This is a genomic window from Kushneria indalinina DSM 14324, assembly GCF_003385845.1.
GTDB classification, from domain to species: domain Bacteria; phylum Pseudomonadota; class Gammaproteobacteria; order Pseudomonadales; family Halomonadaceae; genus Kushneria; species Kushneria indalinina.
The window spans coordinates 1,035,446-1,052,067 of record NZ_QRDJ01000006.1 but is presented as its reverse complement, the minus strand read 5'-3'; the positions used below and the strand labels follow the sequence as shown (position 1 = coordinate 1,052,067).

At 57.3% G+C, this 16,622-nt stretch carries 11 protein-coding genes; 8 read left to right on the top strand and 3 right to left on the bottom strand.

Annotated elements, in window-relative coordinates; translation table 11 throughout:
* Positions 1-111 (bottom strand): flagellin N-terminal helical domain-containing protein (locus tag C8D72_RS04885; RefSeq protein ID WP_484140706.1); only part of this gene is annotated, 111 nt, incomplete at its 3' end.
* Positions 112-570: 459 nt separating this feature from the next.
* Between C8D72_RS04885 and C8D72_RS04880 the strand changes: the two genes are divergently transcribed.
* The 6 genes from C8D72_RS04880 (at position 571) to C8D72_RS04855 (ending at position 9,719) form a co-directional block, all read left to right on the top strand.
* On the top strand, positions 571-1,806 hold the full coding sequence (locus C8D72_RS04880) for a cation:proton antiporter (protein WP_115853230.1): 1,236 nt from the start codon (positions 571-573) through the stop codon (positions 1,804-1,806).
* A gap of 180 nt (positions 1,807-1,986) precedes the next feature.
* The gene (locus C8D72_RS04875; protein WP_115853229.1) at positions 1,987-2,703 is read left to right on the top strand and encodes an RNA polymerase sigma factor FliA; all 717 of its coding nucleotides are present in this window, start codon (positions 1,987-1,989) and stop codon (positions 2,701-2,703) included.
* An 825-nt stretch (positions 2,704-3,528) separates the two neighbouring features.
* Positions 3,529-4,359, top strand: a complete 831-nt coding sequence (locus C8D72_RS04870) for an AraC family transcriptional regulator (protein WP_170140502.1) — start codon at positions 3,529-3,531, stop codon at positions 4,357-4,359.
* Positions 4,360-4,596: 237 nt separating this feature from the next.
* Positions 4,597-5,880, top strand: coding sequence for an efflux RND transporter periplasmic adaptor subunit (locus tag C8D72_RS04865; RefSeq protein WP_115853227.1), 1,284 nt, complete (start codon positions 4,597-4,599; stop codon positions 5,878-5,880).
* Positions 5,881-5,895: 15 nt separating this feature from the next.
* Positions 5,896-9,126: an efflux RND transporter permease subunit gene (locus C8D72_RS04860; RefSeq protein WP_115853226.1), complete on the top strand. Its 3,231-nt coding sequence runs from the start codon at positions 5,896-5,898 to the stop codon at positions 9,124-9,126.
* Between the two features lie 227 nt (positions 9,127-9,353).
* On the top strand, positions 9,354-9,719 hold the full coding sequence (locus C8D72_RS04855; protein WP_115853225.1) for a hydroxyisourate hydrolase: 366 nt from the start codon (positions 9,354-9,356) through the stop codon (positions 9,717-9,719).
* Between the two features lie 17 nt (positions 9,720-9,736).
* On the opposite strand, the gene C8D72_RS04850 is transcribed toward C8D72_RS04855, so the two are convergent.
* Complete coding sequence (locus C8D72_RS04850) at positions 9,737-11,119, bottom strand: uracil-xanthine permease family protein (protein WP_115853224.1); 1,383 nt, start codon at positions 11,117-11,119, stop codon at positions 9,737-9,739.
* Between the two features lie 83 nt (positions 11,120-11,202).
* The gene (gene guaD, locus C8D72_RS04845) at positions 11,203-12,519 is read right to left on the bottom strand and encodes a guanine deaminase (RefSeq protein WP_115853223.1); all 1,317 of its coding nucleotides are present in this window, start codon (positions 12,517-12,519) and stop codon (positions 11,203-11,205) included.
* A 257-nt stretch (positions 12,520-12,776) separates the two neighbouring features.
* On the opposite strand from guaD, the gene C8D72_RS04840 reads away from it, so the two are divergent.
* The gene (locus C8D72_RS04840; RefSeq protein WP_281271600.1) at positions 12,777-14,483 is read left to right on the top strand and encodes a methyl-accepting chemotaxis protein; all 1,707 of its coding nucleotides are present in this window, start codon (positions 12,777-12,779) and stop codon (positions 14,481-14,483) included.
* A 6-nt stretch (positions 14,484-14,489) separates the two neighbouring features.
* A complete protein-coding gene (locus C8D72_RS04835; protein WP_115853222.1) occupies positions 14,490-16,403 on the top strand; it encodes a methyl-accepting chemotaxis protein in 1,914 nt (637 codons plus the stop codon).
* Positions 16,404-16,622 lie beyond the last annotated feature (219 nt).

The window sequence follows — 16,622 nt, the reverse complement described above, 5'->3', positions numbered from 1 at the left end:
GTTGATGCGCGAGCCGGAGGACAGACGCTCGATGGCGGTGTTCAGGGACTGCTGTGACTTGTTCAGGTTGTTCTGGGCATTGAGCGACAGAGCATTTGTATTGATGACCATTGCCATGTGTGCGATTTCCTATTGCTTTCTAAAAGGAAGCGACTCTGTGAGCCGGTTATTCGCGGCATCTGCCGCCTGATGCAATTATCGGTACTGCGTGTTCAATTCTTTAGCTGCTTCAGGAAAGTTTTTCTCTTTCCGGTGAAGTGGTTACCGCCTGGGCCACTTGTCCCTGCACGCTACATCAGCAGTTCACCGTGCTTGCAGGATCATTAACGACGCGGCACGGGAAATGCTTTAGTCAGCCACAGCTTATTTTGGGAAATAAATGGCTTTTCTTTTGGTTATTGCTAATAGAGCAATGATTAAAAAGGCGTTTTTCAGCATGTTTTGTCATGTCGCCTTTTGACAATCTGCAATCAATTTAACCTTGAGTAGATCTCCGTACGTGCCAACCTCGTACAGTACGCCTGCTGAATTTCGCTAACACACTGGCTGGTACTGGAGCATTTGAACGCAATGGATATGCACATCATGGTGCTGGGCGGCATCGGCCTTTTGATTTTGCTGGTGGCGTGGTTGCCGCTGGTGATCAAGCGAATGCCTCTGTCGCTACCTATTGTCTGTATCGCGGTGGGGTATGGCATCGCACGGTTGATGGGGGATGCGGCGCCAAGCCCTTTGGAACATCCCGAGCTTCTCGAAACGGTGACCGAGATCGCGGTGATCATTTCGCTGGCAGGTGCCGGGCTGCGGTTGGATAGAAAGGTAGGGCTCAAGCGCTGGGCCAATACCTGGCGGCTGCTGGGCATTACCATGCCGCTGACCATTGTCATGGTCGTGCTGGTGGGGATCTTTCTGCTCGGCCTGCCGCTGGAAACCGCACTGCTGCTGGGCGCGGTCATCGCGCCGACGGACCCGGTACTGGCCTCTGATGTGCAGGTAGGCCCACCACGCTCGGGGCCGGAAGATGAGGTGCGCTTTGCGCTGACCTCCGAGGCCGGGCTCAATGACGGGCTGGCGTTTCCCTTTACCTACTTGGCCATTGCGGTGGCCACACATGCCACGCTGTTTGAGTCATGGAACTGGCACTGGCTGGGCGTGGATGTGGTGTGGCGTATTGTGGTTGGTGTGGCGGCCGGCTGGGGGATAGGGCGGTTGCTGGGGGGCGTGACGTTCCGGCTGGGGACGCTGTCACTGGCCGGCACCGGGCAGGGCTTCGCGGCGCTGGGGGGCACCTTTTTGACCTACGCTGCTACCGAGGCGCTGCAAGGATATGGCTTTATCGCTGTTTTTGTCTGCGCACTGACGCTGCGCGGCGAAGAGGACAAGCATGACTACCATGTGCAGCTTGCCGATTTCAGTGAGGAGATCGAAAAGCTTCTAATGATGGCCATGCTGGTCTTTCTAGGCGCGGCCATCGCCGGCACGGCGCTGGATGGCGTCAATGGTCTGATCGTGATGGCAGCGGTGGCAACGGTATTTCTGATTCGCCCGCTGACGGGCATGATCGGTCTGGTCGGCACCACCATGCCCTGGCATGAGCGGTGCGTGGTCAGCGTGTTTGGTATTCGAGGGATCGGGTCTTTCTACTATCTGGCCTATGCCCTGAATCAGGCGGACTTTGGTCAAGCGGAAACAGCCTGGACAACGGTCAGTCTGATCGTGCTGATCTCGGTGGTGTTTCATGGCATGAGTGCCGGGCCGCTGATGGTGTTAATGGATCGAAAAAATCGGCATCTGGCGTCAGATTGATCCAGCGACCGGCCCCCTGTGACGGCATTCGTTCGTGGCGATCATGCCAATCCCTAAAGAAAGCCGTACTTTTTGTGGCTCTTTTCCCATTCGTTTTGGTACCGGTCTGTCAATAATGGGTTCACAAGACAGGCGGGCGCATCGTGTGCCTCCTCATCAAACGGATTTCAGGATATGGGCATGTATACGGCTCAGGGCAGGATCGATCAGAGGCAACTGCTGGACGACTATATGCCACTGGTTCGACGTCAGGCACTTTCGATGCAGGTTCGTCTACCGGCCAGTGTGGAACTGGATGATCTGATACAGGCAGGCATGCTGGGACTGCTGGACGCCTTCAAGCGCTTTGATGCCGATCAGGGTGCGACGTTTTCGACCTACGCGTCACAGCGGGTCCGCGGGGCCATGATTGATGAGCTGCGCTCGCGCGACTGGCTGCCGCGCAGCGTCAGGCGCAGTGCCCGTGATATCGACCGCGCCATCTGGAAACTTGAGCAGCGTGACGGGCGTGCCCCGAGCGAGCGTGAGGTGGCCTCCGAGCTGGGTATCGAGCTGCGCGAATACCAGCAGGTGCTCAGCGATACCAACAACGGCTTTTTGATGACCTATGAGGACTCAAACTCTGACGAGACGGAGGCCTCGCGCCTGTCGGAGGAGGTCGAAACCTCGCTGGACCCTCATGATGTCTGGATTGCCGGTGCCGAGCGCCATGAGATGATGGCAGCCATTGAGGCGCTGCCCGAGCGGGAGAAGCTGATGATGGCCCTCTACTACCAGGAGGAGCTCAATCTCAAGGAGATCGGGGCGGTCATGGGGGTCAGTGAGTCGCGTGTGTGTCAGCTTCATGGTCAGGCGGTGGCAAGGCTTCGGGCTGCACTGGTATCGACCGAGGATTGAGCCTTTTGCAAGCTGTCAAGTGTCCCATATTCCTTCAGGCGCCTTTACGGCGCCTTTTTTGTTTCGGGGCCATTTGTTCCTGCCATGACTTCCCATACCTTTAAGCAGTTATTAACAAAGTGGTCTCCACGTTCGTTAATATAGTTTAATGCGACTTTACACAGAGCATGTTTAATCGCAAAAACAATTATTCCTGTTTTATATTAACCATTACTTTCTGAAACATTTCATTGTCATCAACAGGTTGCGGTTTCAAAAGTACGTATGACCAAAGAATGGGTATGTCATCGCGGTGCCTTTCTGCGTTCACACTATTGTCATGCATACGGCTGTGAAGGCTTGAGAGCGGGCCGGGTGCCATGCTGAAAAGGCTGGACAAACAAGGCTCATTTGAGCGTGAGTACCAGTTTTCTAGTACTTTTAATAATATTAAGCATTATTATTTTAATAATAAAAATCGTTTTTTATTATATTACCTAGTCCTTCATAGTTTAGCTTTTAACTGCCCGGATAATGTGTCAAAGCGCGATTTTAATAATCTTTGACAGTTTCATACTTTACTTGATCAGCCCTTCCCTTATTCTGCGTACAACTTTTAGCGAGTCAGCACTGAAATATTGTCGTCATACAGACAGCAGGTTAATGCGTTCCTGCTTACGACCCTGATGCTTCAATAATACTGCTCTCTAAAAACGGTTACTGAACTGAAGGACCTGATGCCACGCCATGGCCTTGTTGGCTCCGGCACCGCCCCTTCAGTCCCGAAAATTCCGACGCATCGATGCGTCGTGCCGTATATCAAGCGTTATCGCCGAGGGAATGGATATGATGATGGACAGCAGAGAATTTGACGTCGCCGCAACTGAAGTCATTCTTCACGAGCACACCAACATTTTGATGCCCATGACGCTGGTTGCCCAGCAGGTCGGCCTCTCATGCTCGCATCTGCGACGCAAGTTCAAACAGTCCTTCGGCGTCACGCCTACCGACTATCACGCAGCGATTCGCCTTGATCGGGCGGCCATGCTGCTGATCTATACCCGCAAGTCCATCATGGAAGTCGCGCTTGAGTGCGGTTATCAGGATCATGCGGCCTTTAGCCGGGTCTTTCGTCGTCACTTCGGCAGCTCGCCGCGCGGCTATCGTGAAAGCATGCGCATGGAGATTGCCACCAACGGTCTGGTGCGCGATGACGCCACGCCGGTCAACGTGGTCGAGCATGAAGAAGAGTATTTCCTGGTCATGCGTTCCTTCGGTGACGACAAGAACAGTGAAGAGAGCCTGCGTCAGATGCTGCTGTCCATGTGTCCGCAGCATGCCAAGGAATCCATCGTCGAGTCTGTCTGCTTTTACTACGACGATCCGAACATTACCCCGTCGCATCGCATGCGCAAGGATGTCGGTTACCGCATGACCCGCCGTGCGACATGGAATCCGCCGCTGCCGCTGCGCTGGGTCACGGTACCGGCAGGCCGCTCGATGAGTGCCACCCTTGGCAGCGAGAAGGATCGCGAGCGGTGCTTCAAGCACATGGCGATTCGCTGGGCGCAGGAGCACAACGAGCAGATTCGTGTTGATCACTCTCGCGTCATCTATCATGAGGGCATGCGTGATGCCGGCATGAAGAGCCTGGAGCTGCGCGTCCCCCTCGATTGAACGGTGCCGGCCAGACATTGTGTAACGCCCCGCTACGCGGGGCGTTTTTGTGACTATCCTTTCTCTGCCGTCAGTGGCCTCTGAGCATGCCTGCCCAGGCTATCGCAACTATTGGGCGTCGTTAATTTACATACATACAGGAATGCATCTAAACTGGCGCCATTCTCGGTTTGACCCTCATTGCACGCTCTTGAAAGAGCGTCAGTTGATCACCTAATAACGACGGATATCATCCAGATGAATCAGAAGTTTGCCAGATGGGCCCAGGGATGGAGCCTGATTGGAGTCCTGTCTCTGTTGCTTGTTGCCTGTGGCGGTAATGAGGATGAACAGAGCGAAGAGCAGCAGGCGCCACCCCCCAAACAGGCACAGGTGCAGACACTCAAGCCGTTTGATCTGGAATTGGACAAGACCTATCCGGCCATGGTGCGCAGTGATCGTTCGGTCGATATCATCGCGCGGGTAAGTGGCACGCTCGAGGAGCAGCATTATCGGGCCGGGGATATTGTAGAGAAGGGCGATATCCTGTTCACGATCGAGAAGGATACCTACCAGGCGGCCGTGGCACAGGCACAGGCCGATCTGCAAAGCGCGCGGGCCAGCGCCAGCGAAGCGCAGCGCGACTATGAGCGTTATCAGCGTCTTTATCAGAATGGCTCGATCAGTCAGCAGCAGCGCGATCAGGCGCTCAGCCAGCGTGATACCTCCAGAGCCGCTGTGGCCCAGTCACAGGCGGCCCTTGAAAGCGCCCAGATTGATCTGAACTACACCGACGTCAGGGCGCCCGTGACCGGTCAGGTCAGTCTCAACGATGTCAACGTCGGCAACTACGTGACGAGTCAGAATCAGACCCGACTGGCCGAAGTGACGCCGATCGATCCGCTTGAAGTGCGCTTTTCCCTGCCGCAGGACGACGCCTTTGCGCTGCGTCGCCAGCGTCAGATGGAGGGGGCGCCCAATGTGAATGTCGAGCTTGATTTCCCTTATGGTCAGGACAGCGGCACCACGGACACGTCCCTTCAAGGCGATCTCGACTTCCTGGGCTCCCGTGTGGATGAATCCACCAGTACCGTGCAGGCGCGTGCCATTTTCGAAAATCCTCAGCATCTTTTCCTGCCCGGACAGTTTGTCCGCGTACAGCTGAAAAACCTGAAGCGCTTTAATGTGCTGGCAGTACCTGAGGTGGCCGTCACGGAAGGGCTTAAAGGTCCGCAGATCTTTGTGCTCAATGATGACAACGAAGCCGAGAGTCGTTTTGTCACGATGGGAGAACAGGCCCGTGGCTGGGTGATCCTGACAGAAGGGATAGCGCCCGATGAACGGGTTATTGTCAGCAACCTCGGCGGTATCTCGGGGGGCGACAAAATCGATCCGCAGCCCTTTGATGGCAACACGGATGACACGCCCGAAGACCCCTCCGGCAAGGATGGCGGTAGTGCCAACAACATGCCGGGGCAGGAAACCAGTGTCAGCGGCGATTCCGATCAGACCAGCGCTGATGAACGCAGCAGCGACAATTAAGGGCGAGCCGAGTCGATGAATATTTCGAGCTTTTTCATCAATCGGCCGATCTTCGCCACCGTCGTCTCGATCATCATTACGCTGATCGGGTTCATGTCGGTAAGAGGGTTGGCTGTCGAGCAGTACCCGCAGGTGGTGCCGCCTACCGTATCGGTCACGGCGAGTTACCCGGGTGCCAGTGCCCAGGTGTTGTCGGAAACGGTAGCCTCCGTGCTGACCCAGGAGATCAACGGCGTTCAGGACATGATCTATATCACGTCCACCAGCGCCGACAGCGGTCAGTTGAGCATGAGTGTCTATTTCGGCATCGGCACCGATCCGGATCAGGCCACCATCGATGTCAACAACCGTGTACAGAGGGCGCTGTCACAGCTGCCTACTGAGGTTCAGAACCAGGGGGTAACGGTCGAACAGCGCTCCAGCAGTGTGTTGCTGTTTACGGCATTGTATTCGCCCAATAACGAATATGACCGGCTGTTTCTGAACAATTATGCCAACATCAATATTCTGGATGAGATCAGGCGTTTGCCGGGTGTGGGGAATGCCGAAGTGCTGGGCAACCAGGATTTCGCCATGCGTATCTGGCTCAATCCGGACAAGCTGTCGCAGTACGATCTGACCCCTGCAGAAGTCTCTACTGCCATTCAGTCGCAGAACACCGTCGTTTCGGCCGGCAAGCTCAACGGCGCGCCGCAGCGTGAGCCGGGTGCCTATACCTATACGGTCACCACGCAGGGACGAATGTCCTCTGCCAGCGAGTTTCGTAACATCATCCTGCGCACCAATGAGGATGGGTCGTCACTCAAGCTCAGCGATGTCGCTCGTGTAGAACTCGGGTCTTCCAGCTATGGGGTTATCGGTCGTGTCAACGGCTCGCCCATTGCGCCGATCGCGGTCTATCAGCAGCCCGGCGCCAACGCGCTTGAAGTTGCCGAGGAGGTCAAGTCCGCGCTTGCCAGCATGAAGCAGCGCTTCCCGGCGGGTCTGGATTACGTCATTCCCTATGACACGACGCTCTTCATCGATGCCTCGATCGAGTCGGTGACGCACACCTTTATCGAGGCACTGCTGCTGGTCGCTGTCATCGTGTTTGTGTTCCTGCAGAACTGGCGCTCGACGCTGGTGGCCATGTCGGTGGTACCCATCTCGGTCGTGGGCACCTTCGGGGGCATGTATCTGCTCGACTTTTCGATCAACCTGCTGTCGCTGTTCGGCATGATACTGGCGATCGGCATCGTGGTGGATGATGCGATCGTGGTCATCGAAAACATCGAGCGCATACTCGAGGAAGAGCCCGATACAACGCCAATGAATGCTGCCTTCATGGCGATGAAGGAGGTGACCGGTCCGGTACTGGCGACCTCCTTTATCATGGCGTCCGTCTTTATTCCGGTGGCGTTTATCTCCGGTATGACCGGCCAGATGTATCGTCAGTTCGCCATCACCATTGCGATCTCGGTGGGCATTTCGGCACTGGTGGCGCTGTCGTTCACGCCGGCCATCGGGGCGATCTTTATCAAGCGCCACAATGAGGGTAATGAGCCGCGCTGGCTGCAGATCGTCAAAAAGCCCTTTGTGTGGTTCAACCGCGGTTTTGACAAGATCACCAATGTCTTCATGGCCTGTGTCGGCTTTCTGATCCGTCACTTCTTTATCACCATGGCGATGTTTGCCGGCTGCTGTGTGCTCTCCTGGTGGCTCTATTCCCAGCTGCCTCAGGGGCTGATACCCGCGACCGACCAGGGCGTCGTGCTCGCCTCGGTCAACCTGCCGGCCGGGTCTTCGGTAGAGCGTACCGATGAGTACATGCAGAAGCTGTCAAAGGAGCTCGAGGCCATCGGCGCGGTGGAGTATGTCACCTCCATCCCCGGCTATGACCTCGTCTCCGGTGCGGCCAACACGGCCAAGGGCACCATGTTCATTTCGATGAAGACATGGTCGCAGCGTGATATCACCGCCGATGAGTTGATTGGCACCATCATGCAAAAGGGCGCCGGCATTCAGGGTGGTCAGGCCATGGCCTTCAATCTGCCGCCGATCATCGGACTGTCACCCACCGGGGGCCTGACCGGCTTTTTGCAGTCGCTTGGTGGTGCTGATTCCCAGGAGCTTTTCCAGGCCAGTCAGAAGATCATGCAGGCGGCCAATGAGGATCCGGCCATCGCTCAGGCATTCACGACGCTGGATACCTCGGTGCCGACCTATCATGCCGAAATAGACCGCGAGAAGGCGCAGAGTCTGGGCGTGAACCTCAGTGATCTGAACACGACGCTGTCCAGTACCTTTGGTAGCGCGTTCGTGAACTACTTCACACGTCAGAGCCGCAATTTCCAGGTCTATCTGCAGTCCGAAGACGAGTTTCGTCAGTCACCGGAGAACCTGAATCAGGTGTATGTGCGTGGTGGTGACGGTCAGCGTATCCCGCTGTCGGCGCTGGTCACGATGGAGCGTCAGCAGGCGCCTACCACGCTTGATCGTTACAACGTCTATCCGGCGGCCAAGTTCCAGATTGCGGCCGCCCCGGGCTACAGCAATGGCCAGGCGATAGAGGCCGTTCGCAGTATTGTTCAGGATCAGCTGGGCAGTGATTACTCGATGGGGTGGACCGGTGAGGCCTATCAGCAGGAGAACGCGGGCGACGCTGCGGTCATTGCCATCGTGTTCGGCATCGTGATGGTGTTTTTGATCCTGGCGGCGCAGTACGAGAGCTGGACGTTGCCGCTGGCGGTCATCTCTTCGGTGCCCTTCGCGTTTTTGGGTGCAGTAATGGCGGTCTGGCTGCGGGAGTTTGATACCAGTGTCTATCTGCAGATCGGCATGCTGGTGGTCGTGGGGCTGGCGGCCAAAAACGCCATCCTGATCGTGGAGTTTGCCCAGCAGCAGCGTTCTCATGAAGGGCTCTCGATCGTGGAAGCGGCCAAACACGCGGCCCGACAGCGTTTCCGCCCGATCGTGATGACATCGCTTGCCTTCATCGGCGGTACGCTGCCTCTGGCACTGGCCAGCGGTGCCAGTGAAGCAAGCCGACATCACATCGGTACGCCCGTGGTCGGCGGCATGATCACCATCACGATCTTTGCCAGTCTGTTTGTGCCGGCAACCTACGTGTTCATCATGCAGGGATCGCAGTGGGCCAGCCGCAAGCTGGGGATCGGTCAGAAACAGGAAGGAGAGGAGCAGGGTAGCCCGGCCAACGCCACTACCGGACGCTCGACGCACTCTTCTGACGACGGCAACCGTACCTGATTGGCGCCGTTGTTCAATAAAGGCCGCACCTTCGGGTGCGGCCTTTTTTATGTCCGGCCTGAAGCGATGTAGTGCCTGACATGGACGAAAGTGATGGTATGTAGCCTGCTGTCTCGCAGTATCATGAAAGCCGCTGCACTATGTCATGAGCGGTAGCGTACTCTCGTTTATCGGCTCCCGAAGTGCCCTTCAGGGCAAAGGGGGAGGTTTGTTTTCAGGAGGCAGGTATGGCAACGCTGACAACCCGGGTACTGGATCAATACGACGGCATTCCAGTGGAAGGCATGGTGGTATCCCTTGAGGCGCACGGCGATGAAGAGCCCATCATGACTCTTCACACCAATGCCCGTGGGGAGCTTGAAGAAGCGTTGCTGCAGGAGGGGAGCGGCGGTCATTACCGCCTCATCTATCACGTGCGCGACTATTTTCTGAGCCGGGGCGTGGACTGCCCATTGCTTGACCAGGTGCCGGTGGAGCTGACGCTGGCACGTGGTGCCAATGAGGTGATCGTGTTGCTGGTCGGCCCCTGGGGATACAGCGTGCATCGTGACAGCGGACGCTGTCACGATGACGGATCACCGGTGAGAGGGTGACGCACCCGACTTACAGGCTAGCGAGTATCCGTTGCCTGCTGCCCAGAGGAGGCGGAGGCATCATCCTCTTCCGTGGCCTGATGCTCGGGAAGAACCAAATGCATGATGATGGCCAGCAGTCCGCCCGTAGTGATGGACGAAGACAGAACGCTCTGGGTGAGCTCCGGCAGACCGGAAAGCACTTCCGGTACCAGCTCCACGCCCAGGCCGGCGCCCAGAGAGAGCGCGATGATCATGACCCGCTTGCGGGTCATGCGCTGCTCGGCCAGCATTCGAATGCCCGAGACTGCGATCAGACCGAACATCAGTGTCGTGGCCGCCCCGAGCACGGGCTGCGGGATGGATTGCAGTACGGCGCCCATGGCCGGAATCAGCCCCAGAATGATCAGAATTCCCCCTACGAACAGACCGATATGACGGCTGGCGACCCCGGTCAGGTGAATGATGCCCGTATTCTGGCTGAACGTGGTATTGGGGAAGGTATTGAGCACGCCGGCGAGCAGGGAGTTGAAGCCGTCACCCAGGACACCGCCGCGAATGCGCTTTTGATACTCCGGCCCACTGGTCGGCATGTGTGATGCCCTTGATGAGCCAGTCAGGTCGCCCACCGTCTCGATGGCCGTGATGGCAAAAATGAACGCCACCGGAATAAAGGCCGCTACATCAAAGTCCAGACCATAGCGCAGGGGCTGGGGGAGCTGAAAAAGCGGGGCATCCGCCACGCTGCTGAAGTCCAGACGGCCCATCAGGGCGGCCGCAAGACAGCCTGCCAGAAGCCCGACAAAGACGGATCCCACGCGCAGCATGGGGTGCCGGCTGAGCTGACAGGTCAGTACGACACCGATCACGATCACGGCCAGCAGCAGGTTCATGGGGTCGCCGGGGTTTGCGGCGCCATGACCGCCGGCGATATCGGTGACCCCAACGCTGATCAGACTCAACCCGATCAGCGTGACCACAACGCCGGTTACCGTTGGCGTGATCACGCGTTTGAGATGATGCAGGACACTGCCCAGTGCCATCTCGATCAGGCTGCCGGCAATACAGATGCCAAACAGTATCGCCAGCACTTCATGATCGGAGGCGCCCCGCTCCCGGGCGATCAGGCCTGCCGAGATCAGCGCGGCGACAAAGGAAAAGCTGGTGCCCTGCACGCAAAGAAGGCCGGAGCCCAGCGGGCCGACGCGCTGGGTCTGAACCAACGTACTGATGCCGGACACCAGGAGCGCCAGGCTGATCAGGTAAGGGGCCTCATCTTGTAGCCCCAGCGCCCCGGTCACGATAATGGTGGGTGCGATAATGGCCACGAAGCAGGCCAGTACATGCTGGAAGGCCACCAGCGAGGCGGTGTGAAACGGCGGACGGTCGCCGTGTCGGAAGATCAGCTCATTGTCATGCATGGAAATTTCCGCGGAAGTCACGATCGGCGCGCAAGTGTGCCTGAGATCAGGAGGGGATGGCGACCGCTTCGGCCGCCGAAGGATCAATTATTTGCGGTGTCGTGCAGTTTTTTGCCCATGACGTAGGTCGCGCTGATGCAGCGCTCATCACCCAGGATCATCAGGTTGAAGAGCTGCTCCATGAGCGTGGGGTCATGTCGATCCTTGCGTGCCAGCATGGGAGTGGCTCGAGGATTGATGACCGTGATGTCGGCTTCCATGCCAGCGGCCAGGCTGCCGACATGGCGGTCGATATCAAGCACGCGTGCATTGCCCAGGGTGTGGGCATAAAAGGCCTGCCATGGCGTCAGCGGCTGGTTACTGAGCTGACCGACCTTGTAGGCATCCTGCAGGGTCTGGAAGGGGCTGAAGCTGGTGCCGGCGCCGATATCGCTGGCAATGCCTACTCGAACCTCCTGCTCCCGGGCGCTGCGCCAGTCAAAGAGACCGCTGCCGAGAAACAGGTTCGAGCTCGGGCAGAAGGCAATGGCGCCACCGTCATCGGCCAGTCGCTGACGCACATCATCATCAATATGAATGCCGTGGGCAAAGATGGCCCGCGGACGCACCAGCTGATAGTGCGAGTAGACGTCCAGATAGTCACGCGCCTCGGGAAAGAGAGACGCGACCCAGTCCACTTCCTGAAGGTTTTCAGACAGATGAGTCTGCAGCACCATGCCCGGATAATCGCTTAACAATTGTCCGGTGGCGGTGAGTTGTTCTGGCGTTGAAGTCGGTGCAAAGCGCGGCGTAATGGCATATTCCAGCCGGCCGCGCTCGTGCCACTGCTCGATCAGTTTGCGGCTGTCACGGATGCCGGTTTCGGGCGTATCGCACAGCGCCTCGGGGGCATTGCGATCCATCATCACCTTGCCGCCCAGCATGCGCATGTTACGCTCAAGCGCTGCGCTGAACAGCGCATCCACGGAGGCCGGGTGCGTGGTGCAAAAGGCCAGTGCCGTGGTAACGCCATTGGCCAGCAGCTGTTCCAGAAAGGCGTTGGCAATCTCGTCGGCATAGGCGCGATCGCTGAAGCGACACTCTTCGGGAAAGGTATAGGTATTGAGCCAGTCCAGCAGCTGGCGGCCGTAGGAGGCGGTGATATCAAGCTGACTGTAATGAAGGTGGGGATCGATAAAGCCCGGCATGATCAGCTGATTGGCCCAGTGATCAATGGGCGTGCCCTCCGGCAGCGTCTCCAGAAGCTCCTGCGCCGAACCGCTATGCAGAATGCGCCCCTCCTGAATGATGACCAGTCCATCCTGATGGAACTCCACGCTGCCTTCCCGGGGCTCATCACCTGTGCCTGGATCATCATTGAAGTGCAGGGTCATGCCCCTTAATGCGTGAAGGCTGCTCATATGTTTTCCATTGGTTGCTGGCGTGAAGGGGGAGGATGCATGGCTCAATAAACCGGGCTGTTACTCAAAGGGCCGGCGCGTTACCTGTAGTGGGTTCTGTCACTCAGGCGCTAGCGCCCTTTGACGATGTTTCCAAAGCTATCAGGAACTGTATTTACATAAGTATTTATGCATAACCTGGCATCAAGGGAACTTTTTATCGCGTCGATAGGAATTAAAGATGCTGGACCATACTTCCCTGTCAGGAGAATCCTATCATGCTCGGCCTTAACCGCAGTGTCAGATACAAATTGATTGCCACCATGACCATTACAGCCTTGCTGATGCTGGTGGTTGGCATTGTGGGTATTATTGGCATGAAAGACTCCAGCAAAAACTTTGAAGGTGTCTACAACACCAATGTTATTCCCATGCAGATGCTGGCGGGCATGCGTGCCAATCTTTACGCTTCTCGCGTTGAGTTCATGATTGTTCAGATCAACGAGAGTCCTGATACTGCCAGAGCATTTCTTGACCGCTATGACGATGAGTTCAAGAACCGCATCAATACGAGTTGGCAGACCTATACCTCCGGCCTTGTTACATCGGCTGAGGAGCAATCCATTGTCGAGGCCGCGACGCCTGCACTGGCGGCTTACTGGCAGGACTATGAGCGTCTGTTACGCAACATGGCCAACGGCAATTTCCCGACGCCGGGTGACATGGTTCAGTTTCGTGACACTTTCCATAATATTGCCAACAACATAGGGAGTGCCATTACCATCAATGTCGATCAGGCTGAAACCTCTTTTTCTGCAAGCACCGTAAGCTCGGAAACTTCATTTTTTACAATTGTCAGTGTTTTGTTGGGCTCCTTTGTACTGATGGCAGGTGCGGCATGGCTCCTGATTCGCGGCATCATGGTACCGCTCAATCGGGCCAATGAGGTGGCCGGCAGCATTGCTCAGGGTGAGCTTGATAACCACATCGAGGCGAAGGGGGGTGATGAGTTTGCCACCCTGCTTCAGAGTCTGGGGGCCATGCAGCAGCAGCTGGCGCACGTGGTCAATGACGTGCGGGTCAACACCGAGTCGGTGGGTTCTGCTTCCAGCCAGATCGCGTCGGGCAATGATGATCTGTCGCGGCGCACCCAGGAGCAGGCCGCCAGTCTCGAGGAGACCGCTGCTTCAATGGAAGAGATGACCTCGACCGTCAAGCAGAATGCCGACAACGCCGCCCAGGCCAATCAGCTGGCGCTCAACGTGCGTCAGCAGGCCCGTGACGGCAGTCAGGTGGTCGATCAGACCACGCTGGCCATGAATGAGATCAGCACCTCCAGCCAGAAGATTGCCGAGATCGTGGGACTGATCGACTCCATCGCCTTTCAGACCAATCTGCTGGCGCTTAACGCGGCGGTGGAAGCCGCCCGTGCCGGCGAACAGGGACGCGGCTTTGCCGTGGTGGCCAGCGAGGTTCGTACGCTCTCGAGCCGCAGTGCCGAAGCGGCGCGCGAGATCAAGACGTTGGTAGACGATAGCGTCAGCAAGGTGGCCAACGGCGCCGAGCTGGTGACGCGCTCTGGACAGACGCTGGGGGGCATTGTCGAGAGCATCAACAGGATGACCGACATCGTGGCCGAGATTGCCGCGGCCAGCCGCGAGCAGTCTACCGGTATCGACCAGGTCAATCAGGCGATTTCGCAGATGGACAGCGTGACCCAGCAGAACGCCGCACTGGTGGAAGAGGCCGCCGCGGCCAGCCGCTCGATGGAGCACAGTGCTCGAGTGCTGCGTGAGCAGGTGGCCTTTTTCAAGGTCGGTCAGAAGGGGTCAGCACGTGCTCTTGCACCAGTCTCGACCACACACTCGAAAAGCGAACATGAGGCGCCGCAAAGTGCCTTGAAAAGACCGGTCATGGCCGAGAAAAAAGCGACACCCGTCCCAAAACGCGAGGTTGAAAACACCGACGAGTGGGCAACTTTTTAAACGTTCATGATGTTAACAGCTGACAAGAGCCGCCCACTGGGGCGGCTTTATTTTTATCAGGGGGGCAGACGTACTTCAGAAGCCTTCGCTCCGGCCGTTATAAGCCACACGCGGCCCTTCAGGCCGCTCCATTACATTATCTTGGGAGTGGTCAGCATGTTCGGCCTGAATCGCAGTGTGAAGTACAAGCTTGTGGCGACCATGGTTGTCATGGGCATCTTCATGGTCATTATTGGCGCTGCCGGCATGTTCGGCATGCAGCGCAGCAACGATAGTCTGGAATCGGTGTACAAGACCAACGTTTTGCCCATGCAAAATCTGGCAAGCATTAGAAAAAATATTAATTGGTCTCGGATAGACTCTTTCAAGGTGCGTGCAGACAGAAATCCGCAGACTGGCGCGACACTGGTAAGCAATTATGAGCAGCAGTACAAGATCCCAACAGATCGACTCTGGCAGACTTACAGTACGACTCAGGTGACTTCGCCGGCAGAAAGGGCGGTTGCTGATAGGCTCGGGCCTCTGCTGACGACCTATTGGGCGTTGTACCAACAGGTAAACAGCGATATGAGTCAGGGAGAGTTTGGACTTACTCCCGCCATTCAGCAGACGCGCGATAACTTTGAAAGCCTGTCTACAGAGCTTGAAAGCCTCCTGAAAATCAATGCCCAGCAGTCAGAGCTTTCCTATAACAATGGTCTGGCAAGTGCCTCGCAGTCCATGGGGGTCATCATTGCGGCCATTGTTTTGGCACTAGGCTTGATGGTCGCTATCGCCTGGTTCCTGATTCGCGGCATCATGGCGCCACTCAAGCGTGCCAGCGAAGTGTCTGAATCCATCGCCCAGGGCGAGCTGGACAACCATATCGAGTCGAAGGGCCGCGACGAATTCTCTACCCTGCTGCACAGCCTCGGGGCGATGCAGAAGCAGCTGTCTCATGTGGTCAACGATGTCCGCGTTAACGCTGAATCGGTGGGTTCTGCTTCCAGCCAGATCGCGTCGGGCAACGATGATCTGTCGCGTCGTACTCAGGAGCAGGCGGCCAGCCTTGAAGAAACGGCTGCGTCGATGGAAGAGATGACCTCGACCGTCAAGCAGAATGCCGACAACGCCGCCCAGGCCAATCAGCTGGCGCTGAACGTACGCCAGCAGGCACGTGAGGGCAGCCAGGTGGTTGAGCAGACCACGCTGGCCATGAATGAAATCAGCACCTCAAGCCAGAAAATTGCCGAGATTGTGGGACTGATCGACTCGATCGCCTTCCAGACCAATCTGCTGGCGCTCAACGCCGCGGTAGAAGCCGCGCGTGCCGGCGAACAGGGACGTGGTTTTGCGGTGGTGGCCAGCGAAGTTCGCACGCTGTCGAGCCGCAGTGCTGACGCTGCTCGCGAGATCAAGACGCTGGTCAACGACAGCGTCACCAAGGTGGCCAACGGCTCCGAGCTGGTGAATCGCTCGGGGCAGACGCTGGGCGGTATCGTCGAGAGCATCAACAAGATGACCGACATCGTCGCCGAAATTGCCGCAGCCAGCCGCGAGCAGTCTACCGGTATCGATCAGGTCAACCAGGCGATCTCGCAGATGGACAGCGTGACTCAGCAGAACGCCGCGCTGGTGGAAGAGGCCGCCGCGGCCAGCCGCTCGATGGAGCAGAGTGCTCGTGTGCTGCGTGAACAGGTAGCCTTCTTCAAGGTCTCCCATGGCGGTACAAAAGGGCGTGCGCCAGTGCCGGTGGCCAGTCGTGTGATGGAAAAACCGGTCAGTCACAAGTCGCCGGCACCTGCTGCTTCGACACGTTCACCGGCATCACCGGCATCACCGGCACGCAAGCCGGCTGCCGAGCTCAAGACGCCGGCCAAGGGTCAGAGTGTCAAGGCGCCAGCAACGACCAGCGATGCCGACGAGTGGGAAACGTTCTGAGGGGAGGAATCGCTGATACGCAGTATGAAGTGAGTTACTCAAAAGGATCGCCGCGCAAGCGGCGATCCTTTTTTATAAGCCAGTGATGGTCAAAGGGTGGCAAGGCTCGTGAACGATCGGCCATCCCGAACTGGAGAAGCTCTACCAAAAAAAGGCCACGATGACATAGCACAGCCCGGTAATGACCAGCGTGCTGACCAGATTCAGAAAGAGCCCCTT